Source organism: Mucilaginibacter sp. P25, assembly GCF_050859465.1.
In the GTDB taxonomy this organism is placed as follows: domain Bacteria; phylum Bacteroidota; class Bacteroidia; order Sphingobacteriales; family Sphingobacteriaceae; genus Mucilaginibacter; species Mucilaginibacter gossypii.
Genome location: NZ_CP193937.1, coordinates 5,645,279 through 5,670,739, shown reverse-complemented (window position 1 = coordinate 5,670,739; position 25,461 = coordinate 5,645,279). Strand labels below are relative to the sequence as shown.

Below are 25,461 nucleotides of genomic sequence, written 5' to 3'. Positions count from 1 at the left end.
AAATGCGGGTACGAAGTATAGTAGGATTGATTCCTCTGTTTGCTACTGAAGTGCTGGACGAGAAAGATATTATGGAGAGCCCGGTATTTAAAGATCGTATGAAATGGTTTGCCGAAAACCGGCCCGATCTTGCCTCGCTGGTTTCGCGCTGGAACGAGAAGGGAAGCAACGGTAAACACCTGATTAGTTTGCTGCGCGGCTATAGGATGAAATCATTGCTCAAATACATGTTGGATGAAAACGAGTTTTTGAGCGATTATGGGATCCGTTCACTTTCAAAGTATCATCTTAAACATCCTTATTACGTTTCGGTAAATGGAGTTGAATTTGGCATATCCTATGTGCCGGGCGAGAGTGACAGCGGTTTATTTGGTGGCAACAGTAACTGGCGCGGCCCTATCTGGATGCCTATCAATTACCTGATCATTGATAGTTTGCACCGGTTCCATATGTTTTATGGAAATGAGTTTAAAATAGAATGCCCGACCGGATCTGGCAACTTTATGAACCTGAAAGAGGTAGCCAACGAACTATATGCCCGGGTTTCCAAACTGTTTATGAAAAACGAAAATGGTGAACGACCAGTTTACGGCAAAAATCCAAAACAGCAAACCGATCCGCATTTTAAAGATCACATTTTGTTTTATGAATTTTTTGATGGCGATACAGGTCTTGGTTTAGGTGCCGCACATCAAACCGGCTGGACGGGCTTGATAGCCAATTGTTTGTACCTGGAGTAGCGTTTATGTATATGATAAACCCGGCGCAGCGCTATAAATCAACATTGTGTCGTGGTGGGATTGCTGCAGATAAATATTAAAGCTTCCGTCTGTCAATCAACTTTCAGCATGATACTTTTAGCTTGATATGAATTATTGTGTAAAAAGACACAATAAAATTTCCTGGCTTATTATTAATTAATTAGCTTTACTGTACCAGTTAATTATTAACCATTATCAAGCATGATTTACAGCAGAAGAAATTTTATTAAAGGCACCGGTGCATTGGTGCTTGGCGGCATGGCTTTATCGGGTAAAGCAGCAAGTTTTTTGAGTAACATGGAGCATCATCCTGTAGGACTGCAGTTGTTTACTTTTTTCGGCGTTATTGACGAAGATGTAAAGGGCACGCTGAGCAAAATTGCGGCTATAGGATACAAGGAATTGGAATCGGCTTTTAGTAAAAAAGGCGGCTATTATGGTATGAAGCCTAAAGAATTTAAAGCTATGGTGAATGACCTGGGTATGAGCTGGACCTCGCACCATGTTCTTGGCGCTCCGTTTAAACTGCCACCGGGAGCAAAAATGCCTGCAGGTGCAGATGGTAAGCCGATGGTATTGCCTCCTGTATTGAACCTGCGCGATAATATGCAGCAGGTGATTGACGAGGTTGCTGAAGGCGGCGTTCAATACCTGGTTTGTGCCAATTCGCCTACGGCTACGCTTGATGAAATAAAATCGACCATTGAGGTGCTGAACAAAACGGGAGAAGCTGCTAAAAAAGCCGGCATCCAGTTTGCATATCATAATCACGATATGGAGTTCCACGCGGTTGATGGTAAAGTGCCTTATGATTTATTATTAAGCGAAACAGATGCAGGTAATGTAAAAATGGAGCTTGATTTGGCCTGGGCTGTTAAGGCAGGTAAAAATCCGGTAGAAATGTTTAAGGAACATCCCGGTCGTTTCCCGCTTTGGCATGTGAAAGATTTGGATGCAGGCAGGCAGAATATACAACCTGTAGGAGGCGGCACTATTGATTTTAAACCAATTTTTGCAGCGGCTAAATCAGCAGGTATGCAACACTTTTTTGTAGAGCATGATATGCCTAAAGATGCCTTTGCAAGTATTACAGCCAGTATGGGATATTTGAAGGATAAGCTGATGGTGTAAATAGGGGAGTGATATCCTAATCGTTAACTATTAATTGTTTTATAATAGAATTGCAGCCGATAAATTAAGTTTTATCGGCTGTTTTGTTTGCTAACGATTGTTGTTTGCCTCTTATTTTAGTTTATGAGCTTTTTTGTAAAAGAAGACGCCGGAACTTGTTGTATTTTTCGGAAAAGTATGGCTTAACAATTCCATAATGTACCGTAATTTTGATTTAACCTGCCTGTTGAGTAATTTAAGGCGATAAAATATTATTTATAACGGCGGCGCATGGCAGAAACATCTACAGAACATTTAAAAAGGGTTTTGAAACCTATCCATTTATGGGCCATAGCCGTAGGTCTGGTTATTTCGGGCGAATATTTCGGGTGGAATTTGGGATGGGCTGTATCCGGCACTATAGGTTTGCTCATAGCCACCCTGGTTATCACCTTGATGTATATTACATTTATTTTTAGCTATACCGAACTCACCGCCTCCATACCTCATGCGGGAGGCGCTTTTGCTTATGCGTATCGGGCTATGGGACCGTTTGGCGGGTTAATTGCCGGTTACGCTACCCTTGTTGATTTCCTGGTGGCTACGCCTGCTGTAGCAGTTTCTTTAGGAAGCTACCTGCATTTTTTATACCCGGCTATCCCAATAGCAGAGGCCGCTATGGGCTTTAATGTTCTTTTTATCCTTTTAAATATGCTTGGGGTAAAGGAATCGGCTACGTTTTCGGTGTTCATTACTGTACTTGCCGTAATTGAGCTGCTGCTTTACCTTGGTATTGTATCGCCACATTTTAAAATGGTAAACTACCTCACCAATCCTATGCCCTTTGGCTGGGCTGGTGTGTTTGCAGCCCTGCCTTTTGCGGTTTGGTTTTACCTGGCCATTGAAGGTGTTGCGATGGTGGCCGAAGAAGTGGAGAACCCCAAAAGGAATATTCCCCGCGGCTATATATCGGCTATTATAACGCTGGTAGTGTTAGCGCTGGGTGTAATGATCATAACCGGCGGATTGACCGACTGGCGCAAGCTAAGCCATTTAGATTACCCCTTGCCCGAGGCTATCGGGATAGTATTGGGTAAGGGTAACGGCTTAACCAAAATATTTGCCAGTATAGGTTTGTTTGGGCTGATAGCATCGCTGCATGGTATTATTCTTGCCTCTTCGCGGCAGGTGTTTGCTATGGCCCGCAGTGGTTATTTGCCCCGGATGCTATCCGATATTAACCACAGGTTTAAAACGCCTCACTGGGCGCTTGTTGTAAGTGGTGTAGTAAGCTCCATCTTCATTTATAAGTTTAAGACGGATCAGATCATCATGCTCTCGGTACTTGGTGCAGTGGTTATGTATATCATGAGTATGCTGAGCCTGTTTATACTGCGAAAAAAGGAGCCCCGTTTAAGCCGACCCTTCTTGGCCCCGGTGTACCCGGTTTTCCCGGCAATAGCTTTGGTTATTTGTGTGATATGTTTAATAGCAACAATCTATTTTAACCCAGATATGAGCCTCATTTTTGCAGGTGGATTAGTAATTGTTTTACTGATTTTTATAGTGATGGGCAAGCATAAAGTGGCTTTAACAGAAGATATGATGAGCGCACCAATGGATGAGGAGGTCATTAATCATTGAGTCATCAAATCATTTGCTTGTTCGCTTTTTGATTAATGAACCGATGACATAATGATTGAAAAAAATGATCCAATGACCAGTGAAATAATGATATAAAGAAATGTACCGCCACAACATACATCACCGGGTTTATAAGTTTCCCGACCTGAAAACATTGCTGGGCAAGGCGTCACCCTACCGCTCGGGCGATGAACTGGCCGGGCTTTGCGCCGGCGGGTATGAGGAACGAGTGGCTGCACAAATTACCCTGGCCGATGTGCCGCTTAAAAACTTTTTAAATGAAGCGGTAATCCCTTATGAGGACGATGAAATTACCCGCCTGATCATTGACGATCATGATAAGGCTGCCTTTAGTCACATTGGCCATTTAACCGTTGGCGAATTACGTGACTGGTTATTAAGTGACGAAACCGACTGTGCTATTTTAACAACTATAGCTCCCGGCTTGACACCCGAAATGGTTGCTGCAGTATCCAAACTGATGCGCAACCAAGACCTGATTGCTATGGCCAATAAATGCCAGGTGGTTACCCGCTTTCGTAATACCATAGGCTTAAAGGGACATTTCAGTACGCGTTTACAGCCCAATCACCCAACTGATGATCCGCGGGGAGTAGCGGCCAGCATCATCGACGGCTTATTATTTGGTAGCGGCGATGCTGTTATAGGCATTAACCCGGCGACTGACAGTCCGGCGGCGGTGAGCAGTTTATTGACGTTGATGGATGAGTTACGGCACCGTTTCGATATCCCTACACAAACCTGCGTGCTAAGCCACATAACTACCACATTACAATTGGTTAACGAAGGTGCTCCTGTAGATCTGTGTTTTCAATCCATAGCCGGTACAGAGAAGGCCAACGCCAGTTTCGGGGTTAATTTAAGCTTGATTGAGGAAGCTTACCAGGCCACACTATCGTTAAAGCGGGGTACTGTTGGTAATAATGTAATGTATTTTGAAACCGGACAGGGTAGCGCCTTATCGGCCAATGCCAATTTCTGTGTTGATCAGCAAACCTGCGAGGTGCGGGCCTATGCCGTCGCCCGTAAGTTTAATCCTTTGCTGGTGAATACTGTAGTTGGTTTTATTGGCCCCGAATATTTGTATGATGGCAAACAGATTATTCGTGCCGCGCTTGAAGATCATTTTTGCGGAAAACTGCTTGGCTTGCCCATGGGAGTTGACGTTTGTTATACCAATCATGCGGAAGCCGATCAGGACGATATGGATAACCTGCTTACGTTGCTTGGTGTAGCGGGTTGCAACTTCGTGATGGGTATTCCGGGCTCGGATGATATTATGCTTAATTACCAGTCAACATCGTTTCATGATGCCCTTTACCTGCGCAAAGTATTAGGTTTGAAACCAGCCCCCGAGTTTGAGGGGTGGTTGATAAAGCAGGGGATTGTTGATGATAAAGGCTATATGCTGCCTGTTAGGGAGCATGGGTTGTTGAAAGGTTTTTGATTGAAGGCAAAAGGGTAAAGGCGAAAGGTAAAAGGTTTTTTGAACTGACGAAAAATAAAAAATACGGTATCATCCTCCGCCGTCGCTCGGCTCCGGCCGAGTGTCAGCTATCTTACGGCCTCTGGCCGACGTGAAACCTTATGATACGCAGGCCGGAGGCCTTTTAATAGTTGTCACTCGGCTGGAGCCGAGCGACTAAGGCGATATATAAAAATGAAACGAAACATCCCACATGAAATTGAACCTTTGAAAGCCTTGCAAGAGTTTACTTCTGCAAGGATAGCTATTGGCCGGGTGGGAACGAGTATCCCCTTAAAACAGTCGCTTGAGTTTAAACTGGCACATGCGCATGCACGTGATGCTGTATACTCTGAATTAAATTCAGGCAAACTAACTAATTCCCTTAAACACTTTGAACAGCCTATCCTGCACCTGCATAGCCAGGTAACAGACCGGCGGCAATACCTGCAACGGCCCGATCTTGGGCGTAAACTTAATGAGGCCTCATTGAATGAGTTAAACGGCTACAGTATTGAAAGTGATGTGGCTATTATGATAGTTGATGGTCTCTCTGCAACGGCGGTAAATGAAAATACAATTGGTTTGCTCGATGCGCTAATTCCTTTGTTGGTTGCCGATAGTTTAAAGCTTGCGCCAATAAGTCTGGTTGAACAAGGCAGGGTAGCTATTGGCGATGATATTGGGTATGGCCTGAAGGCTAAACTGTCTTTGATCTTGATTGGTGAGCGCCCTGGTCTAAGTGCCGCGGATAGTCTTGGTGCATATCTTACCTATAATCCCAAACCCGGTTTGACAGACGAATCACGAAACTGTGTTTCTAATATCCGCCCCAAAGGTTTAACCTATAAAAAGGCAGCAAAAAGATCTTCTATTTAATTAATGAGGCGTTTAAACGGAAACTGTCGGGAGTGGAGCTGAAGGATAATGCGGGATTGATAGCTGAAGGTTAATGAGCTAAACGCTGAAAGCAAAAAGCCCAAAGCATTATGCTCCGGGCCAATTTTTTAAGCTTTAAGCTTTTCCTACTTATTTCCTCCTCGCTTCAATGTAACCATTAAATGATATTGGGTCGCGGTTACTGCTGATCACTTGCAGGGAGCCGTATCCATCCTGCGAAATACTTAGGTTAAATGTTTGCACATCGCGCCAGTCGGCTATGTTTTTTTCTTTGGGTTTAATGGTGATGTTCCAGCCTTTGCCTTTTGGGGTCGACGAGTACGTAAACTTTGTCGTGTTAACTTTAATACCGCCATCTGTTGTTCCCGGAGGAGGCGCTACATAAGCCCGGCCAAAATAAGGTAAAAATGATACAATGGTATCTTTACTTATCGTCATGTCATAATCAGAGGTAAGCGGCCTGGTACCGCCCCGCATCGGTAAAGCATAATTTGCCTTAAATACAAAGTTTTGGTCCTCTACCATCTTTTTGATTTCAGCCTGCTTCGCTGCCTTTTTCTCAGCTTTGGTTTGAGCAAAGCTTACGTTAACCCCAATAAATATGAAAGCAGCCAAAAGGGCTATTTTGTTTAAGGTTTTCATGATATAAATGTTTAAGTGGTTAGACAGTAAAGAGTTATTTAGGTTTAAGTACATTCAAATTTAAGCAATCTTTAAACAAAAAAGCCACCCGTTTCGGGTGGCTTTTGAAAGAAAAATATAAAAAAGGGTGGCTTGTGCAATTCCTCAAGAAGCGACTTGAAAAATTATATTAAGCTCACGCTGCGTTTAACAAACTCGGTTAAATCGGCACCTGTCAATAAACCTTGTGATAACAATGCTAAGTCAAAAGCTTGTTTTGAAAGCTGGGCCTGTACAGTTTCGTCTTCTTCCTGCAAAATACGGCTTACCAGTTTGTGATTACCGTTTACAATCACCTTGTAATTATCAGGCATGTTGCCATAAAAGCTCATACCACCACCCATAGCTGCCATATCTTTCATGCGGCGCATAAACTCATCCATAGTTACGGTAACCGGTAACTCGTCGGGGTTAAGGCTTTCTATCTGAACGTTGTAAGCTGGCCTGTTGATGGCTTTGTCGAAAATGCTTTTTACCTGGGTGCTCTGTTCTTCGGTAAGTACAGTTTCAAGCGCGTCATCCTTTTTAATCAGTTTATCAGCAACATCAGCGTCAACACGTTTTAATGATGTTTTCTCTAATTTTTGCTCCAACTGGCTAATAAAGTGGTTGTCGATAGGAGAGTTCATCACCAATACATCATAGCCTTTTTTATTGGCCGATTGGATAAATGAATCCTGTTTTGCCGGATCATTGGTGTAGATGTAAACCAACTGACCGTCTTTATCTGTTTGGTTTGCTTCAACTTTGTCTTTATACTCAGGCAGGGTGAAGTTTTGTTTTTCGGTGTTGGTAACCAAAACAAAGTCTTTTGCTTTGTCATAAAACTTGTCTTCGCTCACCATACCGTATTTTACAAAGAGGCCAATATCTGTCCATTTTTCTTCGTAAGCTTTGCGGTCGGCTTTGAAAAGGTCTGCCAATTTATCAGCTACTTTTTTGGTGATATAGCTGTTGATCTTTTTAACGTTGCTATCGGCCTGTAAAAAGCTGCGTGATACGTTAAGCGGGATATCGGGTGAATCGATAACGCCATGTAACAGCATCAAAAATTCAGGAACAATGTCTTTTACCTCGTCGGTAATAAATACCTGGCGACTAAATAATTTGATCTTGTTTTTCTGGAATTCAAAATCGTTTTTCAGTTTAGGGAAGTATAGTACACCTGTCAGGTTGAAAGGATAGTCTACGTTAAGGTGGATCCAGAATAATGGGTCTTCACTGAAAGGATAAAGTTGTTTGTAAAAGTCGAGGTAATCCTCATCTTTTAGTTCAGATGGTGCCTTTGTCCAGATAGGGTTAGTGGTGTTGACGATGTTATCAACTTCAACTGAAGTGTATTTTGGTTTACCTTCTTCATCAACGCCATCTTCAACAGATTCTGTTTTGGTGCCGAATTTGATAGGCACCGGCAAAAATTTGCAATATTTATCAAGGATCTCTTGAAGTTTGTATTGACTTAAAAATTCAGCCGATTCATCGTTGATGTACAGTGTAATTTCGGTGCCACGCTCTTCTAAAATACCTTCGCCAATTTCAAATTCGGTGCTACCGTCGCACACCCAGAAAGCAGGTTCTGCACCTTCCTGGTACGACAGGGTTTGGATCTCTACCTTATCGGCCACCATGAAAGCCGAATAAAAACCTAAACCAAAGCGGCCGATGATCTCGTTGGCATCCTTAGCCTCCTTGAATTTCTCCATGAATTCGGTGGCGCCTGAGAAAGCGATCTGGTTGATGTATTTTTTGATCTCTTCAGCGGTCATACCGATACCATTATCGCTAATGGTGATGGTCTTTTTGTCTGCATCAAAAGCAACCTCAACACGGAGGTCACCAAGTTCGCCGGTGTACTGGCCTAATGAAGCCAAACGTTTAATTTTTTGGGTAGCATCTACCGCGTTTGATACCAGCTCGCGCAAAAATATCTCATTATCAGAGTATAAGAACTTCTTAATGATCGGGAAAATGTTCTCGGTGTGGATCGAAATGCTGCCTTTTTCTTGCATAACTATATTTAATATGGTTGATTTAATGTTTGTCGCAATTGTGTTATCAATGAATGTTCCAATTGTTAATGTATTGTCAAAATGGCAGGTGAGGGAGGATTTAGTCAGATTGGTTGTGGAGGTAAGGCCTATCCACCCGTCATTGCGAGGAACCATCAGGTCAGAACCCCAAAAAAATATAATAACGTATAAACTATGTTTTAAGGATATTGTGCGGGGGCGCGTTAAGGATAGCAGCGAAAAGCCCACAGCGCGGGTTGGGTTTGCGGGCAGGAAAGGCGAGGACTTGTAGCGGATAGCCTGGCCGCAGGCAACGCCCATATCACAAAATGGGTTTAATAAATATACTTAATAATCAATAACTTACGACAATGTCATTATAAGGTACAAAGACAACCGACCGAAGGGAGCTCATTAATACCTATAAAAAACAAATTATAATTATTAATAATCCCCAATTTTACAAGCGGCTATGCAAGTGCCCCTGCAGAGTTCGCGATTGCTTCTGTCGTTCCTCCTCGCAATGACGATTTTCCAGAGGCGATAGAAAAAAATAAGGGATAAACATTAAGCTTATCCCTTACTATATCAAGGTTGATTAAGATATCTTAATTGGCCATCATTTTAATAAACGAGGCTAATTTTTCTTTCATTTCTCTCCTGTCGACAATGAAATCAAGGAAACCGTGCTCCTGCACAAACTCGGCAGTTTGGAAACCTTTAGGAAGATCTTTTTTAATGGTTTCTTTAATTACCCTTGGGCCTGCAAAGCCGATTAATGCACCTGGCTCAGCAATATTAATATCGCCTAACATGGCGTATGACGCTGTTACGCCACCGGTGGTTGGATCGGTAAGTAAAGATATATAAGGGATTTTTGTCTGTGAAAGCAAGGCAAGCTTAGCCGATGTTTTAGCCATTTGCATCAATGAAAATGCCGCTTCCATCATGCGCGCACCACCCGATTTTGAGATCATCAGGAACGGAACTTTATGCTGGATACAGTAATCAATAGAGCGGGCTATCTTTTCACCAACTACCGATCCCATTGATCCCCCAATGAAGTTAAAATCCATACAGGCAATAACAAGGTCCTGACCGTCAATTTTACCTGCACCCGCCCTTATTGCATCTTTCAAGCCTGTTTTGTGCTGAGTTTCCTTAAGTCGGTCGGTATACTTTTTGGTATCTTCAAAATGAAGCGGATCGCCGGAAGTAAGTTCAGGGAAAAGTTCTGTAAATTCGTTATTATCAAATAGTACCGAAAAATATTCTTTTGAACCTATGCGCAGGTGGAAGCCACAGTAATGGCACACATATTGATTTTCTACCTGCTCAGAATAGTGTAAAGGTTTTTTACAATTAGGGCATTTATTCCAGATGCCATCGGGGGCTTCCTTTTTTCCTCAGTAGTCGTAATTATCCCTTTCAACTCTCGTTTAAACCATGCCATATCTGTGTCTAACTCTTTCAATTGGGTACAAAGAAACAAAAAATATTAAACATGTGGTGCCGGTATATAAAAAGTTATAGAGGGCAAATGTTTGCTTGAAAGTTTAATTGCTTATTTAATGCTATTTTTGTAATAAAAGGATCGGATTGTTAATTGATTATATCATATTTTTAAATTAACCCTATTTTTACTACCGTTTTAATATACTTTTAAGATTGCTTATCCGAATTCAATAAATTTTATAACTTCGAGCCCCAAATAAACGCTAATGGATTTAAAAAATTATAGAGGTGTTCTGCACGGCGATCAGGTGCAGGAACTATTTGAAGCAGCAAAAAAGCACCAGTTTGCTTTACCGGCAGTAAATGTTATTGGTACTAATACTATCAATGCAGTTATGGAAACAGCTAAAGCTGTTAACTCACCGGTTATTATTCAGCTGTCAAATGGCGGTGCACAGTTTTACGCCGGCAAATCATTGGATAATTCAAAACTTCAGGCCTGTATTTTAGGTGGTGTATCTGCTGCAAAGCATGTTCACCTGTTGGCTGAGCATTATGGCGTTGCGGTTATCCTGCATACAGACCATGCTGCCAAGAAATTGTTACCGTGGATTGATGGCCTGCTGGATCATGGCGAGAAATTTTTTGCCGAAACAGGTAAGCCTTTATTTTCATCGCACATGCTCGACCTTTCAGAAGAGCCTATTGAAGAGAATATCGAAATTTCGGCTAAATACCTTGAGCGTATGGCTAAAATGGGCATGACCCTTGAAATTGAGTTGGGTGTAACCGGCGGGGAAGAAGATGGTGTTGACAACTCTGACGTTGACAGTTCACGTTTATATACCCAGCCAGAAGAGGTTTCTTATTCATATGAGCACCTTTTAAAAGTAAGCCCCCGTTTTACTGTAGCTGCTGCTTTTGGTAACGTTCATGGTGTGTACAAACCAGGTAATGTTAAGTTACAACCGGTTATCCTGCATAACTCACAGGAGTATGTTAAACAAAAATTTGGTTTAACTGCCGAAAAACCGATCAACTTTGTATTCCATGGTGGTTCTGGTTCAAGCCAGGAAGAGATACGTGAAGCTATTTCATATGGTGCTATCAAAATGAATATTGATACTGATATGCAGTGGGCTTTCTGGGAGGGCATTAAAGATTACTATAAATCAAAAGAAGGCTATTTGCAAAGCCAGATCGGCAGCCCGGATGGTGAGGATTCTCCAAACAAAAAATATTATGACCCGCGCGTTTGGTTACGCAAAGGCGAGGAAACCTTTGTTAAAAGGCTTTCTGCTGCTTTCGAAGATCTTAACTGTATCGACGTACACAGCAAATTATAATATTCATTATAAACTAACTAACAAAAGCGCCTGTACATTTGTTGTACAGGCGCTTTGTTGTTTACAGGCAGCAGGCGATTCGCCCCCCAAAAAGATAAAGGCTGCTATATGGTTGAAATTAATAAGAAGAAAAAGAATTTATTTGAACGCTTTGCCAACTGGGCCACTATGGCCACGGGTAGTTCGGGAGCATTTATCACGGCTTTTGGTATCATCATTGTTTGGGGAATAACCGGACCATTATTCCATTATTCGGATACCTGGCAGTTGGTTATCAATACCGGTACTACTGTAGTTACTTTTCTGATGGTTTTTTTGATTCAGAAATCACAAAATAAAGATTCGAAAGCTATACATTTGAAACTGAATGAGCTGCTTGCCTCGCATCAGGGGGCAAGTAACCGGATGGTTGATATTGAAGATATTACCGAAAAGGAGCTCGATCAATTGCATAAATTTTATGTGGAACTGGCCGGACTTGCCGAAGAGGAAAGTGATATCACCTGTACACACTCTATTGATGCCGCGAGGGAAAACCATACCACAAAACTCAATCATTTCAAAACAAAACCGCATTATATCGATGCCCGCAAAAACCATAGTAAAAAAAGTAACGGAACAAGCTGATCTTGATATCGTACATGCCATAAGGAGGGAAGTGTTTGTTGTTGAACAAAATTGCCCGCCCGAACTGGAATATGAGCATGAAGATGTATCTCATCATTTTTTAGCTACCGTTGATGGAGAACCGGCCGGTGCCTGCCGCTGGCGTAAAACCGAAAATGGTTATAAGCTTGAGCGGTTTGCCGTATTGAAAAGGTTCAGAGGATTTGGGATAGGAGGAGAGCTGGTGAAAGCGGTGTTAACTGATTTGCCGGCCGATGCGGATTATGTTTATCTTAATTCGCAAACCCATGCTGTGCCTTTTTATGAAAAACTGGGCTTTGAAGCATCAGGGCCGGAGTTTGAAGAAGCCGGGATCAAACATTATAAAATGGTGAAGAAGTAAAAAAACTTTGTCATTTCGACGAGAACTGGGTTAAGGTACGTGCGTTGGAGGAGAGGAGAAATCTTCTACACCAAGTAAGCCGCTTTATAAAATTCGTTGAGCATAGCTAATAAGATTTCTCACTCGTTCCTTGTTTCGAAATGACATCTTGTTGTATTTGAATCGAAAGAGATAAATATTATAGGCAGGGCTACTGTTATTTACTTCTTTTCCTCTTTTTAGATGCCTCTGCCAGCGGATTAAATGCAAGGCACAGGTTGATCCAGTAATTCAGCTGGGCGGTGGTTTGCAGGGTGAAATCTTCAACATAAACATAGCCTTTCATTACTCTTTCGCCGCTTACCATTTGGTTACAGTTTCCTTTCTCAAGTTCAATAGCCGCTTGTTGTTCGCCAATGCGGCACAAAATGCTATTGTCGCGTACGCAAACACATAACTTATCATCTACCATAAAACAAACTCCCTGGAACATTTTCTTTTCTTCCACCACCGGAAGGTCCATTAATGCTTCGCGAATACGATCGGCCATTCGTTCGTTATATGCCATAAGGGTTTATATTTTTTCACGCAGAGGCGCTAAGACAGCAAGCGGAAATCCGGCGTCTCAGCGCCTTCGTGAAATAAAATTACAATTAATTCTTATCAACAAATTTGTAATTAGCCTCATTATACCTGTCGCCGGTATCCGGGTATTTAGCTAAAACGGTTTCAATATCCCGTAAATCATTGGCGGTTAATTCCACATCAACCGAGCAGGCATTGTCCAGAAGGTATTTTCTCCTCTTTGTTCCTGGAATAGGGATAATGTTATCGCCTTGTGCCAGCACCCAGGCAAGGGCTAACTGGGCAGGTGTGCAGTTTTTTTGAGCCGCAAGTTGTGCAAACTCATGAGCCAGGCCCATATTATTTTCGGCGTTGGCATCCTGATAACGGGGCAGGCTTTTCCTGAAATCATTATCAGCCAGTTTGGTTACATCCAACGCATTAGTAACCAAACCACGCACCAGCGGACTGAATGGCACAAATGAAATCCCAAGCTCTTTGCAAACCGGCAAAATCTCGGCCTCAACATCGCGGGTTAATAAAGAATATTCACTTTGCAAGGCACTGATTGGATGCACCGCGTGTGCACGACGGACAGAGTTTGCCGAAGCTTCAGACAGGCCCAGGTATTTTACTTTACCTTCTTTTACCAGGTCGGCCATGGCACCAACCATGTCCTCTACGGGCACATTTGGATCGATGCGGTGAGCATAGTAAAGATCAATCACATCTGTTTTTAAGCGTTTTAAACTTTGCTCAACAGCAGTTTTGATATAGGCGGGTGAGCCATCAAATTCTGTTAGCCTGCCATCGGCACCTGCTTTAAATCCAAATTTGGTGGCAATGAAAATCTTATCGCGATTTGGTACTAATACTTTTGATACCAGCTCCTCATTTCGGCCGTTAGCATAAACATCAGCCGTATCCCAAAAGTTAATGCCTATTTCTATTGATTTTTCAAGTGTTGCTATTGATTCATCGTCATCCGGCTGGCCGTAAGCATGGTTCATGCCCATACATCCCAGTCCAATAGCCGAAAGCTCAATTCCGGTGTTTCCTAATTTTCTGTATTTCATAATGTGGTAGTATTTTTTACTATCAAAGTACGCGAAATAACAAAAGCACATCAACCTCCATTTATAAGTATTATGTAAGGTTATACATTGCAGATTAACTTTTTCTGGTTAATTTGAAAAAAAATCGAGTGGTTGTCCAATTCATCTAAACCTGATCGTCTTTTGGTTTTTAACCATTAAATTCAAAAAACATGAACGAGTTCTTATTGATCTTCAGAAGAGACGCAGAAGCCACTGCAGCGCAGCGGTCGCCCGAACAGATGCAAACCATGATGAATTACTGGCGCGAATGGATTGGCGGGATTGCCGCACAAAACAAACTGGTGGCCGTAGGCAATAGGTTGGATACCTCCGGCAGCGTAGTAAAACCCGACAATGTGGTAACAGACGGCCCTTATGTTGAAGTTAAGGAAGCTATAGGCGGTTACAGCATTATCAAAGCGTCGTCGCTGGAAGAAGCCGCGGAGTTATCAAAGGGCTGCCCGATCCTGTCGGTAGGGGAAGTGTTGAGGTGCGTCCTATCATCCCAATGGAAGTATAATTGATTTGCAGCCTCCCATATACGGGAGGCTGCTTGTTTTATGCAGCAAGATCAGCTTCTACCACATTTGTTCCGCTCCGAATATCAAAAGATAATCGCGGTATTATGCCATTATTTCGGCTTTGAACGTATAGAAGCCGCCGAAGATATTGCCAGTGATACTTTTCTCACAGCTGCCGAAACATGGGGGATCAAGGGGTTGCCGGATAACCCTAAAGCGTGGTTATATACAGTGGCCCGCAATAAAGCAACCGATTATGTAAGGCGTGGCTCCAGGTTTAAGCAAAAAATAGCCGAAGGGATTGTTGCAGAGGATAATTACGGGGCAGAGATCGATCTTTCTGACCAAAATATTAGCGACAGCCAGCTGCAAATGATGTTTGCTATTTGTCACCCGGTATTGCCGGCCGAGGCACAGATTGGCCTTGCATTACGTATCCTTTGCGGTTTCGGAATTGATGAAATTGCCGAGGCTTTTTTATCGAATAAAGAAACCATTAATAAACGCCTGTTCAGGGCTAAGGAAAAGCTTCGGGAACAAAAAGTAAAGATCGTTTTTCCTGAACCGGCTGATATTGTTAACCGGCTGGACATCGTACTGAAAACTTTATACCTGCTGTTTAATGAGGGCTATTACTCCAGCTGCCAGAGCACTACATTGCGAAAAGATTTGTGTTTAGAAGCCATGCGGCTTAACTATCTCCTTATAGAAAACAAACAAACCAACCTGCCCGAGGCGAATGCCTTGTTATCATTGATGTGTTTTCATGCTTCAAGGTTTGATGCCAGGGTAGATGAACATGGCGAAATGATTCGCTATGATGACCAGGACAGAATGCTTTGGAATGATGATTTGATAGTAAAAGGACGATACTATCTAAACCTTGCCTCAAAGAAAGGAAACGGCGCCGGTAAATATCATATTGAAGCTGCTATAGCTTATTGGCATACGATTAAAACTGATACTACCGAAAAATGGGAAAATATATTAATGCTCTACAATAGGTTACTTATTACTGCTTATTCGCCTGCGGCTGCGTTGAACAGGGCTTATGCTTTGGCAAAGGTAAAAGGAAAGGAGAAAGCCATTATTGAGGCCGAAAAGTTAAAACTGGATACTAATCATTTGTACCATGTACTGCTTGGTTACTTGTATACAGGGGTAGATCGTAAAAAGGCAGTATTGCATTTGCAAACTGCCCTGAAACTGGCTAAGACCACTACCGATAAAAGTAGAATTACGAAGGATTTAAAGGCTTTATTATGAAATAAATTGCCGTGTTTAAAAAAGCCTAATTGCAAGGCACTAAACAATGTCCTCATCGAACAGTTGGGATTGCTTCGTATTCTAAGACTTTTACAAAAGTTTTTTTCTAATCATTATTTTGAAAAATCTGCACTTCCCTCACATGATTTCCTGTTCTGTCTCGGTCAGAAGAAGCAAGCTGTTATATAGTGTTGATTGATGGGGCAACCTTCATCTGTAAACGGACGCTGATCGTTCGTTTACGATACATAAATCTCAATCATGGTAATAATAATGTATTGCCTATCAATCAATTACATGAGTGGCATGACGATGGTTTCTCAGGTTTAAATCATAATTATATAATTTCACCCCCAATGAACCGAATATTACCTAAGATTAAAACGCTATTATTATTAACTTTCTTTTATGCGCCAGCTGTAAATGCGCAAGTAGCAGATTCTACTATTGTCCGGTTGATGAAGGATAAGCATATTCCCACATTGGGATTGGCCTTTGTTGATAAAGGCGAAATCTTCTTCTCAAAAGTGTACGGCGAACTTAACACGGGAGTTTCTGCGCCTGCTAATACATTATTTAATGTCGCCTCAATCACCAAAACAGTAACAACAATGGTAACACTGTGTCTGGTTAACTCTGGTGACTGGGATCTGGACGAGACCAATCTATCATTACTGGACTGATCCTGATGTTGCAGCTGATCCGAGGAGTAAAAAGCTCACTACTAAACATATCCTGACGCACCAAAGTGGGTTTCCAAACTGGCGATGGATGACGCCTTCAAAAAAGTTGGCCTTTGAGTTTGAGCCCGGTTTAAAGTTCCAGTATTCCGGCGAAGGGATGGAATATTTGCGGCACGCACTTGAAAGTAAATTTCACCGGTCGTTGGAACAATTGGCTGATTCCCTGATTTTCAAACCCCTACATATGAACGATACGCATTTTATTTGGAATGATAGGATGTTAGATCATTTTGCTGTTGCGCATAATAGCAATGGAGAGCCATTAGAGATCATAAAAAATAGCAGTCCCAGTGCGGCCGACCAACTAAAAACAACTGTAGCGGATTACAGCAAATTCCTGATTTGGATAATAAAAGGGGGTGGTTTATCAAAGGCGCTTTATCGGCAAATGACCAGCCCGCTGTCTATGATAAAAGAGAATAAGTTCATGGGCTTAGGTTGGGCCGTTTATCCAGATTTGGGACGAGAATTTTGCTTATCGCACAGTGGCATTGATCCGGGCGTAAATACAATCGTCTTTATTTTACCAAAAACCAGTCGCGCTTTATTGATCTTCACTAATTCAGATAATGGCCCTCAAATATATACCGATCTGGTTAAGATCTTTTTGAAAGAACAGGGCAATGCTATAATTGCTACCGAAATGAAAAATTAACAAAACTATAATATGAAAACAATGAACAATTTTTTTACTACTGCGCTTTTAGTCGCTTCAATTTTTTTACCTGTACTGGTGCAGAGGCACAAACATCCGGGCCATTGTTCAATGAGATAGCACAACAGGATTCGCTTCAATTCAGGGACTTCAATAGCCGCAATCTTGATCAGCTAATGAATCACTTCGATAATAGTCTGGAACTTTACCAGGACAACACCGGCGTACGAAACTTTGATCAAACAAAACAAGCCTTCGGTGGACTGTTTAAAATGAGTTATGTATTGAATCGGAAATTGATTCCTGGGTCAATGGAAGTATATCCAATTAAAGATTATGGTGCTATCGAGACCGGAATGCACACCTTTTCTCATGTTGAAAACGGCAAATTGCAGGTGTTTACGTATAAGTTTATGCAGATCTGGCAAAAGAAAGACGGCATTTGGAAAGTAACCCGGGAAATCACCTACGGTCACTAAAATGACATGGTTGCTTAAAAGCAGCCATGCCATTTTGGTAAACTAACGCATCAGGGAGTAACATTGCTAATATCTCGCGTTCGTTTCAGCTTATTCGTAAACCATAAAGTTTTTATTTTGGCTACTAATCTAAAGGTGCCTTGCAATGAGGCTTTTATGTCTATTTCTATAAAACCGTTTTCTGACAGTGTCTTAATTAGCCACTTTAAAATCAGCTACCAACTTTTCATCGGCCGAGCTGCTGCCCAGTACTATTTTGTAGCTGCCGGGATAAAGCTTCCATTTGCGTGTGGCAAGGTCCCATTTCTGTAAATCCTGAACAGGGATTTTCAAAGTAACGGTACCTTCTTTATCCTGCTCCAGGCTTATGCGTTTAAAGCTTTTTAATTCTTTAACAGGCATCCTGTCGATGTTGGGATATTTAATATACGCCTGCACTACTTCATCACCATTAAATTTACCGGTGTTTTTAACGTTTACTGTTACCGTAACGGTATCGGTTTTTTTGTAGGTAGTTTTTAATTTACTGCCTAGGGTGTAGCTGAACGACGTATAACTTAAACCAAAACCAAAAGGATATTGCACCGGACCGGTATAATAACGGTAAGTGCGGTTTTTCATGTTGTAATCGCTGTAATCGGGCAAATCGCTCATACCTTTATAAAAAGTAAGCGGCAGGTGACCAGATGGCGAAACTTCGCCAAAAATAATATCAGCTAAAGCGTTACCGCCTTGCTCGCCGGGGTACCAGGCAAATATAATGGCATCGGCATAAGGCTCAATAGCGGATATGTCAACATCGCTGCCTGCGGTAATTACAGCAATAAGAGGTTTGTTTTTTACACTTTTGCGCAGCTCTTTCATAAAGGCAATTTCACTGGCAGGCAGGCTCAGGTTTTTTATCGCCGCCGCTTTCAGACAGGAAAGCGTCGCCTGCTTCGCCTTCCAAAACGGGGGATAGGCCTATCACAGCAACGGTAGCATCAGCATTGCCCGCGGCCCAGGTGCCGCCAAAATGGGTGGTGTCTTTATAGTCGCAACCCAAATCGTATTCAACACGGGTAGCTTTGTCAACCGCGCCGGTTATACCTTCAACAAAGTTAATTACCTTACTGCTGGTGCCGTGGTAATTAGCTATCATAGCATCGAGCGAGGCCGCGTTTGGCCCAACCACCATAATGCTGGAGTAGCTGCTTTTTTTGAATGGCAAAACATTGTTGTTATTCTTTAACAATACCATGCTTTGCTGGGCCACTTTACGGGCCAAAGCCAAATGTTGTTCATTGTGAACACTGTCGGCGCCGTAACCATGATAAGGATTAGCGGCCGGGTCGTCATAAAAGCCCAGTTTAAATTCGGTGCGTAAGATAGCGCCCAGGGCCTGGTCAATATCTTTTTCGGTAAGCAGGCCTTGTTTAATAGCTTTAATACCATCGTTCTGCAAAATGGACGAGCAATCCAGGTCAACACCAGCCTTAATGGCAGCCGCTGCTACTTCAACCGCAGTTGGTAGCGTTTTGTGGGTAAGGTATACATCGTCCAAGGCACCACAATCAGTTACCACGTGGCCGCTAAAGCCCCATTCTTTCCGTAATATGTCGGTAAGCAGCATTTTATTTATAGAGTTTGGTACACCGTTAACGCGGTTGTAGGCGCTCATTACCGATTCAACGTGGTTTTTGACCAGTTCGTGAAAGGCATACAGGTAGGTTTCGCGAAGGTCTTTTTCATCAACCTTGGCGTCAAATTTATCGCGGGTGGCTTCGGGGCCGCTGTGTACGGCAAAGTGTTTGGCCGTGGCAGATGTTTTCAGGTATTTAGGATCATCGCCCTGCAAACCTTTAACAAAGGCTGAGCCCATACGGCCGGTCAGGAATGGGTCTTCGCCATAAGTTTCCTGTCCACGTCCCCAGCGCGGGTCGCGGAAAATATTGATGTTGGGTGCCCAAAAGGTGAGGCCCATGTATTGCAGGTGCCTGTCTTGTGCAATGGCCAGGTTGTATTTGGCGCGGGCCTCAGTTGATATAGCCGTTGATACCTGCTTTAACAGATCTTCGTTAAATGTAGCCGACATACCGATAGCCTGCGGAAATATGGTTGCTTCCCCGGCGCGGGCTACGCCATGCAAAGCCTCATTCCACCAGTTATAGGCAGGGATGCCTAAACGGGGCACTGCCTGGCTGCGGTAGCCTAATAAGGAGATTTTTTCGTCGATGGTTAATTTCGATAAAAGATCTTTTACGCGTGAATCAATCGATTGCGAAGCATCTTTATAAAAAGGAACCTGCGCATTTGCGGTAGAAAACTTTAGTAATGCCGCAAGCATTACCAAACAACATAGGAGTTTGTGTTTTATGGTGGAAGCCATTTTTAGATGATTTATTTTTTGAGTTTAAAGTTAATATTTATTCCGTAAGTATGGGTTGGCGGCAGGCTTGCTCCTTCAATTCCTGCATATTTTATATCCGGCGAAAATCCAGATTCCGGATCGATATTGGCCGAGCGCTTCATAATTGTCCACAAGTTTCTGCCTACCAGTGAAAAGGTTATGCCTTCAAATAGTGTTTTATTAAGAAAGCCCTTTGAAAAAGTATAGCCAAAAGTAACCTGCCGTAATTTAATAAACCTGCCGTCAAGCACATTTAATGCAGATACATTTTGGGCCAGCGCCTGGTAATAGTTCTGCGCAGGTACAGCAATGGTATTCTTTTCACCATTGGCGTTTACTCCATTGCCAACAACGCCGTTTTCCCTGCCTGCAAGGGTAAGCTGGTTAAAGCCCCTGTAAATACTATTATAATTTGTAGCCGATAATATCTTATTACCAAAACGGTAATCGATCAAAAATGAGAGGCTTAGTTTGCCAAATGCAAAATTGTTGTTTAATCCACCGTATATATTAGGTACCACGCTACCCATAGGTACACGCGGGCCGGCCATGGGTAAACCATTTTCGTCAAAAATGATCTGTCCTTTATCATTTTTTAGGTAATCGTTGGCCATAATCTGAGGCCCTGGCAAGCCTTTAACCAGTGCCGTAGCAGCGTTTAGCGGGCGGTAAGTACCGAAGCTTATGTTAGCCGACTCGGGAGTGCCGTCTGTTTGAAGGATCTTGTTTTGTACATAAGTAAAATTAAACGATGGCGACCAGGTAAAACCGGTTGCTTTAACAGGAGTGCCGCTTAGCTCAATTTCAATGCCGTTGTTTTGGGTTGAGCCCGTAGGGATAAACCGCCGTGCAAAACCGGTTGCCAGATCAAGGTCGCCTTTAATGATCTCATTTTTTGTTTTACGGTGAAAATAGGCTACATCAATTCCAAGCCTGCCGTTTAAAAATTTAAGCTCGGTACCGGCTTCCATTTCGGTAAGCGTGTAAGGCTTAAGAAATAAATTGGGCAGGCTGTCGCTGAAACTCCCGATGGCAACACCGTTTATTGAATAATTTGTTGTGTAGTATTGGGTTGTTACATATGCATCAGTTGGCTCGCCGCTCGTTTGCGCATACGATAACCTTAATTTTCCGAAGTCAAGGCTGGGGATATGAACGAGATCGGAAAATAAAAGACTTGCCGATACCGAAGGCGTAAAGATACTCCGGTTATCACTTGGCAACGTGGAGTAGGTATCGTAGCGGCCGGTAGTAGTTATTGTTAAATAGTCTCTTAATGAAAAATCAACAGCATAATAGCTTGAATGCGTTTCGGTACTATTATAGTTGTAATTGCTGTTTTTGATGTTCAAATTATTATAGCTATAAAAATATGGTATAATGAATGGGCCTCCAAAAAGCTTCGTGTACTCGTATGTGTTTTTACGTAGGTTAGTCCCTGCAGATATGTCAAAACTCAGCACTTTAGCAATAATGTCATGTTTGGCACCTATTAGCAGGTCACTGTTTAGTTCAGATCGTCGCGTGTTTGACTGTTCATCAAGTCCTCCCATTCCGCCGGCGTAATAAGCGGTTCCGGTTGGGGTAACCGTTTTTCGTTTATCGTAAAGGATGTCGTTACCTAACCTCAACTGTGCATACATCCAATTATTGAAATTGTATTTACCCGATAATGCGGCTATTAAGCGGTTACGGTTTACATCATTAATAAACCGATTAACAGTAAAATAAGGGTTTGTAGTAAAGGTGTCGCTATTCCATCTTATTTCACTGCCATCTGGGGCATAACCCGGCGCAAGGATAGCCTGATCTTCGTTGGCTGCCAGGTATTGAATGTTATTTACATTAAAAGGCCCATCGCTCAGGTTGGGTTTCAAATTAGAAGTTTCGTTGATAAAATTAGCTACAACATTAATATTCAGTTTTTGGGTAACATTTTGACTTGCCGATAAGTTGAACGTTTTGCGATTGAGATCACTGTTACGCACTATTGAGCCGTTGCTAAGGTTTGATAACGACAACCGGAAATTACCATTGTCGTTACCGCCGCTAAATGCAGCAGTGTTGGTAAAAGTATAACCTTGCCGGTAAAACTTACTGATATTATTTTTTACGGCGGAGTAGGGGTAATATTCGCCATCAAACTGAATTGTGGGTTTACCATCCAGTTTTTCACCCCAGCCATAGTTGCCTGAGGATATTGCATTGGTTACGGTAGTCGGCCTTATCCCATACAAACCCTGGCCGTATTGTGTTTGATAATCAAAGGTATTAATTGCCTTATCAGTTTGGTAATTGGTATTAAACTCAACACCAAATGGAGTGTTTTTTTCCTGTTTTGGTAGTTATTAAAATTACGCCATTGGCCGCTCTCGCTCCGTAAAGTGCCGATGCCGCCTGGCCCTTTAAAACGGTCATATTTTCAACATCGTCGGGATTTATATTGCTGATGCCGTCGCCAAAGTCGGCCCCGCCCCATTCATTGGCTGATCCCCTTTGGGTATTATCCATGGGTACCCCATTAATGATAAAGAGTGGCGCGCTTGCACCAAAACTTGTAACGCCTCTTAGTAAAATACGCGCAGAAGATCCTGGTCCGCCGTTTATGCCATTGATACTTAAACCTGCTACGCGCCCCTCCAACGAGTATGCTACATTTGATTCCTTGGCTTTATCAAGCACCTCACCACTAATAGTAGTTACTGAATAACCCACCTTTTTTTGTTCCTTGTTAATGCCAAGTGCCGTTACAACCACTTCGTTTAGCACGTTACTTACCGTAAGCGAAATAGTTACCGGTACAGCGCCAATAAGTTTTACCTCTTTTGTAACGTAGCCTACGAAACTCACTATCAATGTTGACCCGGAGGGTACTTCAAGCAAAAACGCCCCCTTCGCGTCGGTGAGTGAGCCCATGGTTGAACCTCTTACCCTAACTGTAGCGCCTGCAAGCGGCGCGCCATTCTCATCAACAACAACGCCCGTTACTTTAACTACATTAACTATTTCATCAATCGGGGCAATTACTATCAGGTGATTGGCAAGCTCGGTATAAGCGAAGCCCGAATTGGCCAAAATTTTATCTAAAATACTTTTAACATCTTCATTATCAGAATCTATGTCAACTTTGTTTAAAGCAGGGATTTTTCTTTCACTATAAACAAAATGATAAATGCTTTGATGTTCGATGGCTGAGATCACCTTTTTAAAATCGGCCGATTTTAAATTGATAGTGACGCGGGTTTGTGAATATACAGTTAATATAGCCAGTAAATTGAAGAATAATATTAACGTAAACCGTATTTTCATTTATACTGATAACCTAAACCTGTCGCCGACATCCATTGGGGATGCCTAAATTTACATAAATTTTATAATTAGCACAGGTAATAGTGTAAAATGACCGAATTGGTAGGTAACAATTACGAATATTGTAAAGCCACAGCCAATTGGTGGGAACAAATGTACTGATAACTAACTGTAGAATTATCAGTTAATAGATATAAATGGCGGCATTTTTAATTTTATAATGAAAATCTTCGGTAATGCGTAATGCGTCAAGAGCCTGAGTAATGGATTCTTTTTCATAAGTGCCGCTGAAACGGTACTTTTTCATTTCATCATTTTTAAATTTGATCTCAACACCATACCAGCGTTCCATGCGCATGGCGAGGTCGGCAAAGCTTTCATCCCTGAAAATGAGTTTATTCTGTGTCCAGGAGGTTTCTAAAATGGCACTGTCGTCCTGATGAAGACGGGTAAAACTGGTTAAGACATATTGCGTACCGGCACTGCTGTCGGTAGGTGGTGAAAGCTTAGCCTGGTTTTTACGTACAGTAGTAAACGAGCCCTTTTTAACAATCAGTTTTTCACTTGGTTTTAAAATGATCCTGTCCGATGGCCGGTCGTCAAGGGTAACTTCAATGGCGCCCCTGATCAGGGTTGTTTCACTTGACGGATCATCGGGGTATGATTTAACGTTAAAAGCGGTACCCAGCACCTTAATATTCATTTTTTCGGTATGGATAATGAACGGATGTTCATGATCTTTATGTACATCAAAAAAGGCTTCGCCGCTTAAATAAACTTCGCGGGTTTTGCCTGTGAAGTTTGTTGGATATCTTAACGAACTTAGCGAATTAAGGGTGATACGCGTACCGTCGGTTAATACAATGGTTGATTTATCGCGGGCAGAAGTGTTTTTATTTTGCCAGGCGCCGGATGTTGCGCTTGCAATTCCGTGGCCCAAAGTAACTGTTTTTGAATAAAAAAGGTACGCGCAACCTGCTATTAGAACAACAGCGGCCGCAGCACGCCAAAGATAATGCATCGTGCCCTTTTTAACGGGGTTAATGGCCGTTGCAGGTTCAATAACTTCCTGTGCTTTAATTTTTGACTTTATTTTTTGAAAGGCGAGGGCATTGTCAGCATATTGGGCATCGCTATGTTTCCAGTAAGCAGAAAGGGCTTCGTATTGTTCACGAAGGGAAGCATCATTAGCTAAGCAACGCTGAAATTCATTATTTTCATCAGAGCTGATTTCATTCGACAGTTTTTTGCCCACCAGCTCTATAAATTTATCATTGCCCATCGTATAATTGCATCCTTATTTATGATAGGACAACTTATTTAGGTTAATTACTTACAAGGTTAAAAAAAATAATTGAAAATTACAATTGTGCTTCCTAAAATGTTGATTGTATTGGTTTTAATACAGCTTCGTGGTGCTTGTTGTATTGTGTCAAAACAACACTAAGCTTCTTGATCGCTCTGAAAAGTTGCGTTTGTACCGTGCGGGGCGAAATATTAAGAATTTCGGCCACTTCCTTATACTTCATACCGTCCTCTTTTATCAGTCTGAAAACGATGCGGCATTGTTGCGGTAAACCGGCTATGGCCTGGTCCATCCTAAAAATAAGCTCTTTGTTTTCAATTTCCTTTTGAGGGTTATAAGTGTTTACAAATTCTACCGAATTGGTTTCTTCAATTTGTACAACGTGAATAGTTGAGTATTTTTTGATGTGGTTTAGCGATTGGTTTTTTACCGCTACAAATAAATAGGTTTCAGGGTTTTGAATTTCGGTAAGGTTTTTACGGTTAAGCCAGCATTTTACAAATACATCAGAAACTATTTCTTCGGCAATCTCCCGTTGATGTACATATAGTACACAAAATTTAATGAGCGAGTTGTTAAGGACATGGAAAAACAACTCAAAAGCGTTCTCGTCATCATTGTTGCAAATGAGTTTCCATAATTTTAGCGTATCAACTTTTCTGTCTCTCAAACCGAAGGATTTTTAATTAATCAACTAAATTTAAACTTAATAATGGTGTAACAATAATAACATATTAAAATCGAAAAATGAA

The 25,461-nt window shown here is 42.1% G+C and carries 23 protein-coding genes and 1 pseudogene; 13 read left to right on the top strand and 11 right to left on the bottom strand.

Features of this window, described 5'->3' with window-relative positions; translation table 11 throughout:
• Positions 1-2 precede the first annotated feature (2 nt).
• The 5 genes from ACRQ5D_RS28550 to eutC all read left to right on the top strand — a co-directional run bounded on the left by ACRQ5D_RS28550 (position 3) and on the right by eutC (position 5,880).
• Entirely contained in the window at positions 3-740 is a 738-nt protein-coding gene (locus tag ACRQ5D_RS28550; RefSeq protein WP_432327387.1) for an MGH1-like glycoside hydrolase domain-containing protein, read from the top strand.
• Between the two features lie 222 nt (positions 741-962).
• Positions 963-1,892 (top strand): sugar phosphate isomerase/epimerase family protein, encoded by a 930-nt coding sequence (locus ACRQ5D_RS28545; protein WP_091162611.1) that lies wholly within the window; start codon positions 963-965, stop codon positions 1,890-1,892.
• A 270-nt stretch (positions 1,893-2,162) separates the two neighbouring features.
• Positions 2,163-3,515 (top strand): ethanolamine permease, encoded by a 1,353-nt coding sequence (gene eat, locus ACRQ5D_RS28540; RefSeq protein WP_091162612.1) that lies wholly within the window; start codon positions 2,163-2,165, stop codon positions 3,513-3,515.
• Positions 3,516-3,615: 100 nt separating this feature from the next.
• Positions 3,616-4,983 carry an ethanolamine ammonia-lyase subunit EutB gene (locus ACRQ5D_RS28535; RefSeq protein WP_091162613.1) on the top strand — a complete coding sequence of 456 codons (1,368 nt, stop codon included), beginning with the start codon at positions 3,616-3,618 and terminating at the stop codon, positions 4,981-4,983.
• Between the two features lie 213 nt (positions 4,984-5,196).
• On the top strand, positions 5,197-5,880 hold the full coding sequence (eutC, locus tag ACRQ5D_RS28530) for an ethanolamine ammonia-lyase subunit EutC (protein WP_432327384.1): 684 nt from the start codon (positions 5,197-5,199) through the stop codon (positions 5,878-5,880).
• 150 nt (positions 5,881-6,030) lie between these two features.
• Here the strand turns inward: eutC and ACRQ5D_RS28525 are convergent, their stop codons facing one another.
• The 3 genes and pseudogenes from ACRQ5D_RS28525 to accD form a co-directional block, all read right to left on the bottom strand.
• The gene (locus tag ACRQ5D_RS28525) at positions 6,031-6,543 is read right to left on the bottom strand and encodes a DUF4251 domain-containing protein (protein ID WP_176844341.1); all 513 of its coding nucleotides are present in this window, start codon (positions 6,541-6,543) and stop codon (positions 6,031-6,033) included.
• 164 nt (positions 6,544-6,707) lie between these two features.
• Complete coding sequence (htpG, locus tag ACRQ5D_RS28520; protein WP_091162917.1) at positions 6,708-8,591, bottom strand: molecular chaperone HtpG; 1,884 nt, start codon at positions 8,589-8,591, stop codon at positions 6,708-6,710.
• Positions 8,592-9,199: 608 nt separating this feature from the next.
• Positions 9,200-10,044: pseudogene (accD, locus tag ACRQ5D_RS28515) on the bottom strand (acetyl-CoA carboxylase, carboxyltransferase subunit beta).
• Between the two features lie 268 nt (positions 10,045-10,312).
• On the opposite strand from accD, the gene fbaA reads away from it, so the two are divergent.
• From fbaA to ACRQ5D_RS28500, 3 genes are all read left to right on the top strand, one after another.
• A complete protein-coding gene (fbaA, locus tag ACRQ5D_RS28510) occupies positions 10,313-11,392 on the top strand; it encodes a class II fructose-bisphosphate aldolase (protein WP_091162617.1) in 1,080 nt (359 codons plus the stop codon).
• A 108-nt stretch (positions 11,393-11,500) separates the two neighbouring features.
• Complete coding sequence (locus ACRQ5D_RS28505; RefSeq protein ID WP_091162918.1) at positions 11,501-12,019, top strand: low affinity iron permease family protein; 519 nt, start codon at positions 11,501-11,503, stop codon at positions 12,017-12,019.
• The gene (locus ACRQ5D_RS28500; protein WP_091162618.1) at positions 11,976-12,401 is read left to right on the top strand and encodes a GNAT family N-acetyltransferase; all 426 of its coding nucleotides are present in this window, start codon (positions 11,976-11,978) and stop codon (positions 12,399-12,401) included. Before ACRQ5D_RS28505 ends, ACRQ5D_RS28500 begins: the two co-directional genes overlap by 44 nt.
• Before the next feature lie 196 nt (positions 12,402-12,597).
• Here ACRQ5D_RS28500 and ACRQ5D_RS28495 read toward each other — a convergent pair whose 3' ends face one another.
• Positions 12,598-12,948, bottom strand: coding sequence for a TfoX/Sxy family protein (locus ACRQ5D_RS28495; RefSeq protein ID WP_091162619.1), 351 nt, complete (start codon positions 12,946-12,948; stop codon positions 12,598-12,600).
• An 85-nt stretch (positions 12,949-13,033) separates the two neighbouring features.
• Positions 13,034-14,020 (bottom strand): aldo/keto reductase, encoded by a 987-nt coding sequence (locus tag ACRQ5D_RS28490; protein WP_091162620.1) that lies wholly within the window; start codon positions 14,018-14,020, stop codon positions 13,034-13,036.
• A 191-nt stretch (positions 14,021-14,211) separates the two neighbouring features.
• Here ACRQ5D_RS28490 and ACRQ5D_RS28485 point away from each other — a divergent pair, with 191 nt between their 5' ends.
• From ACRQ5D_RS28485 to ACRQ5D_RS28465, 5 genes are all read left to right on the top strand, one after another.
• A complete protein-coding gene (locus ACRQ5D_RS28485; protein WP_431198544.1) occupies positions 14,212-14,565 on the top strand; it encodes a YciI family protein in 354 nt (117 codons plus the stop codon).
• A 36-nt stretch (positions 14,566-14,601) separates the two neighbouring features.
• Positions 14,602-15,828, top strand: coding sequence for an RNA polymerase sigma factor (locus ACRQ5D_RS28480; RefSeq protein WP_091162622.1), 1,227 nt, complete (start codon positions 14,602-14,604; stop codon positions 15,826-15,828).
• A 278-nt stretch (positions 15,829-16,106) separates the two neighbouring features.
• Positions 16,107-16,511: a serine hydrolase gene (locus tag ACRQ5D_RS28475; protein ID WP_432327380.1), complete on the top strand. Its 405-nt coding sequence runs from the start codon at positions 16,107-16,109 to the stop codon at positions 16,509-16,511.
• Complete coding sequence (locus ACRQ5D_RS28470; protein WP_432327378.1) at positions 16,468-17,226, top strand: serine hydrolase domain-containing protein; 759 nt, start codon at positions 16,468-16,470, stop codon at positions 17,224-17,226. Before ACRQ5D_RS28475 ends, ACRQ5D_RS28470 begins: the two co-directional genes overlap by 44 nt.
• Positions 17,227-17,330: 104 nt before the next feature.
• On the top strand, positions 17,331-17,705 hold the full coding sequence (locus ACRQ5D_RS28465) for a nuclear transport factor 2 family protein (RefSeq protein WP_431198543.1): 375 nt from the start codon (positions 17,331-17,333) through the stop codon (positions 17,703-17,705).
• Between the two features lie 192 nt (positions 17,706-17,897).
• On the opposite strand, the gene ACRQ5D_RS28460 is transcribed toward ACRQ5D_RS28465, so the two are convergent.
• The 6 genes from ACRQ5D_RS28460 to ACRQ5D_RS28435 form a co-directional block, all read right to left on the bottom strand.
• Positions 17,898-18,569: a glycoside hydrolase family 3 C-terminal domain-containing protein gene (locus ACRQ5D_RS28460; RefSeq protein ID WP_431198542.1), complete on the bottom strand. Its 672-nt coding sequence runs from the start codon at positions 18,567-18,569 to the stop codon at positions 17,898-17,900.
• Positions 18,570-18,579: 10 nt separating this feature from the next.
• Entirely contained in the window at positions 18,580-20,073 is a 1,494-nt protein-coding gene (locus ACRQ5D_RS28455; RefSeq protein ID WP_432327376.1) for a glycoside hydrolase family 3 protein, read from the bottom strand.
• Between the two features lie 11 nt (positions 20,074-20,084).
• Positions 20,085-22,331 (bottom strand): TonB-dependent receptor domain-containing protein, encoded by a 2,247-nt coding sequence (locus tag ACRQ5D_RS28450; protein WP_431198540.1) that lies wholly within the window; start codon positions 22,329-22,331, stop codon positions 20,085-20,087.
• A 70-nt stretch (positions 22,332-22,401) separates the two neighbouring features.
• Complete coding sequence (locus tag ACRQ5D_RS28445) at positions 22,402-23,403, bottom strand: TonB-dependent receptor plug domain-containing protein (protein WP_431198539.1); 1,002 nt, start codon at positions 23,401-23,403, stop codon at positions 22,402-22,404.
• Positions 23,404-23,587: 184 nt separating this feature from the next.
• On the bottom strand, positions 23,588-24,685 hold the full coding sequence (locus ACRQ5D_RS28440; RefSeq protein ID WP_091162627.1) for a FecR family protein: 1,098 nt from the start codon (positions 24,683-24,685) through the stop codon (positions 23,588-23,590).
• Between the two features lie 94 nt (positions 24,686-24,779).
• Positions 24,780-25,379, bottom strand: coding sequence for an RNA polymerase sigma-70 factor (locus ACRQ5D_RS28435; RefSeq protein WP_091162628.1), 600 nt, complete (start codon positions 25,377-25,379; stop codon positions 24,780-24,782).
• Positions 25,380-25,461: the final 82 nt, after the last annotated feature.

Coding starts and splice junctions, on each gene's coding strand:
- ACRQ5D_RS28505 (WP_091162918.1), top strand. CDS start 11,501: ATGGTTGAAATTAATAAGAAGAAAAAGAATTTATTTGAACGCTTTGCC.
- ACRQ5D_RS28485 (WP_431198544.1), top strand. CDS start 14,212: ATGAACGAGTTCTTATTGATCTTCAGAAGAGACGCAGAAGCCACTGCA.
- ACRQ5D_RS28495 (WP_091162619.1), bottom strand. CDS start 12,948: ATGGCATATAACGAACGAATGGCCGATCGTATTCGCGAAGCATTAATG.
- ACRQ5D_RS28440 (WP_091162627.1), bottom strand. CDS start 24,685: ATGGGCAATGATAAATTTATAGAGCTGGTGGGCAAAAAACTGTCGAAT.
- htpG (WP_091162917.1), bottom strand. CDS start 8,591: ATGCAAGAAAAAGGCAGCATTTCGATCCACACCGAGAACATTTTCCCG.
- ACRQ5D_RS28535 (WP_091162613.1), top strand. CDS start 3,616: ATGTACCGCCACAACATACATCACCGGGTTTATAAGTTTCCCGACCTG.
- ACRQ5D_RS28550 (WP_432327387.1), top strand. CDS start 3: ATGCGGGTACGAAGTATAGTAGGATTGATTCCTCTGTTTGCTACTGAA.
- ACRQ5D_RS28460 (WP_431198542.1), bottom strand. CDS start 18,569: ATGAAAGAGCTGCGCAAAAGTGTAAAAAACAAACCTCTTATTGCTGTA.
- ACRQ5D_RS28445 (WP_431198539.1), bottom strand. CDS start 23,403: ATGAAAATACGGTTTACGTTAATATTATTCTTCAATTTACTGGCTATA.
- ACRQ5D_RS28525 (WP_176844341.1), bottom strand. CDS start 6,543: ATGAAAACCTTAAACAAAATAGCCCTTTTGGCTGCTTTCATATTTATT.
- ACRQ5D_RS28545 (WP_091162611.1), top strand. CDS start 963: ATGATTTACAGCAGAAGAAATTTTATTAAAGGCACCGGTGCATTGGTG.
- eat (WP_091162612.1), top strand. CDS start 2,163: ATGGCAGAAACATCTACAGAACATTTAAAAAGGGTTTTGAAACCTATC.
- ACRQ5D_RS28490 (WP_091162620.1), bottom strand. CDS start 14,020: ATGAAATACAGAAAATTAGGAAACACCGGAATTGAGCTTTCGGCTATT.
- ACRQ5D_RS28455 (WP_432327376.1), bottom strand. CDS start 20,073: ATGGCTTCCACCATAAAACACAAACTCCTATGTTGTTTGGTAATGCTT.
- ACRQ5D_RS28500 (WP_091162618.1), top strand. CDS start 11,976: ATGCCCGCAAAAACCATAGTAAAAAAAGTAACGGAACAAGCTGATCTT.
- fbaA (WP_091162617.1), top strand. CDS start 10,313: ATGGATTTAAAAAATTATAGAGGTGTTCTGCACGGCGATCAGGTGCAG.
- ACRQ5D_RS28480 (WP_091162622.1), top strand. CDS start 14,602: ATGCAGCAAGATCAGCTTCTACCACATTTGTTCCGCTCCGAATATCAA.
- eutC (WP_432327384.1), top strand. CDS start 5,197: ATGAAACGAAACATCCCACATGAAATTGAACCTTTGAAAGCCTTGCAA.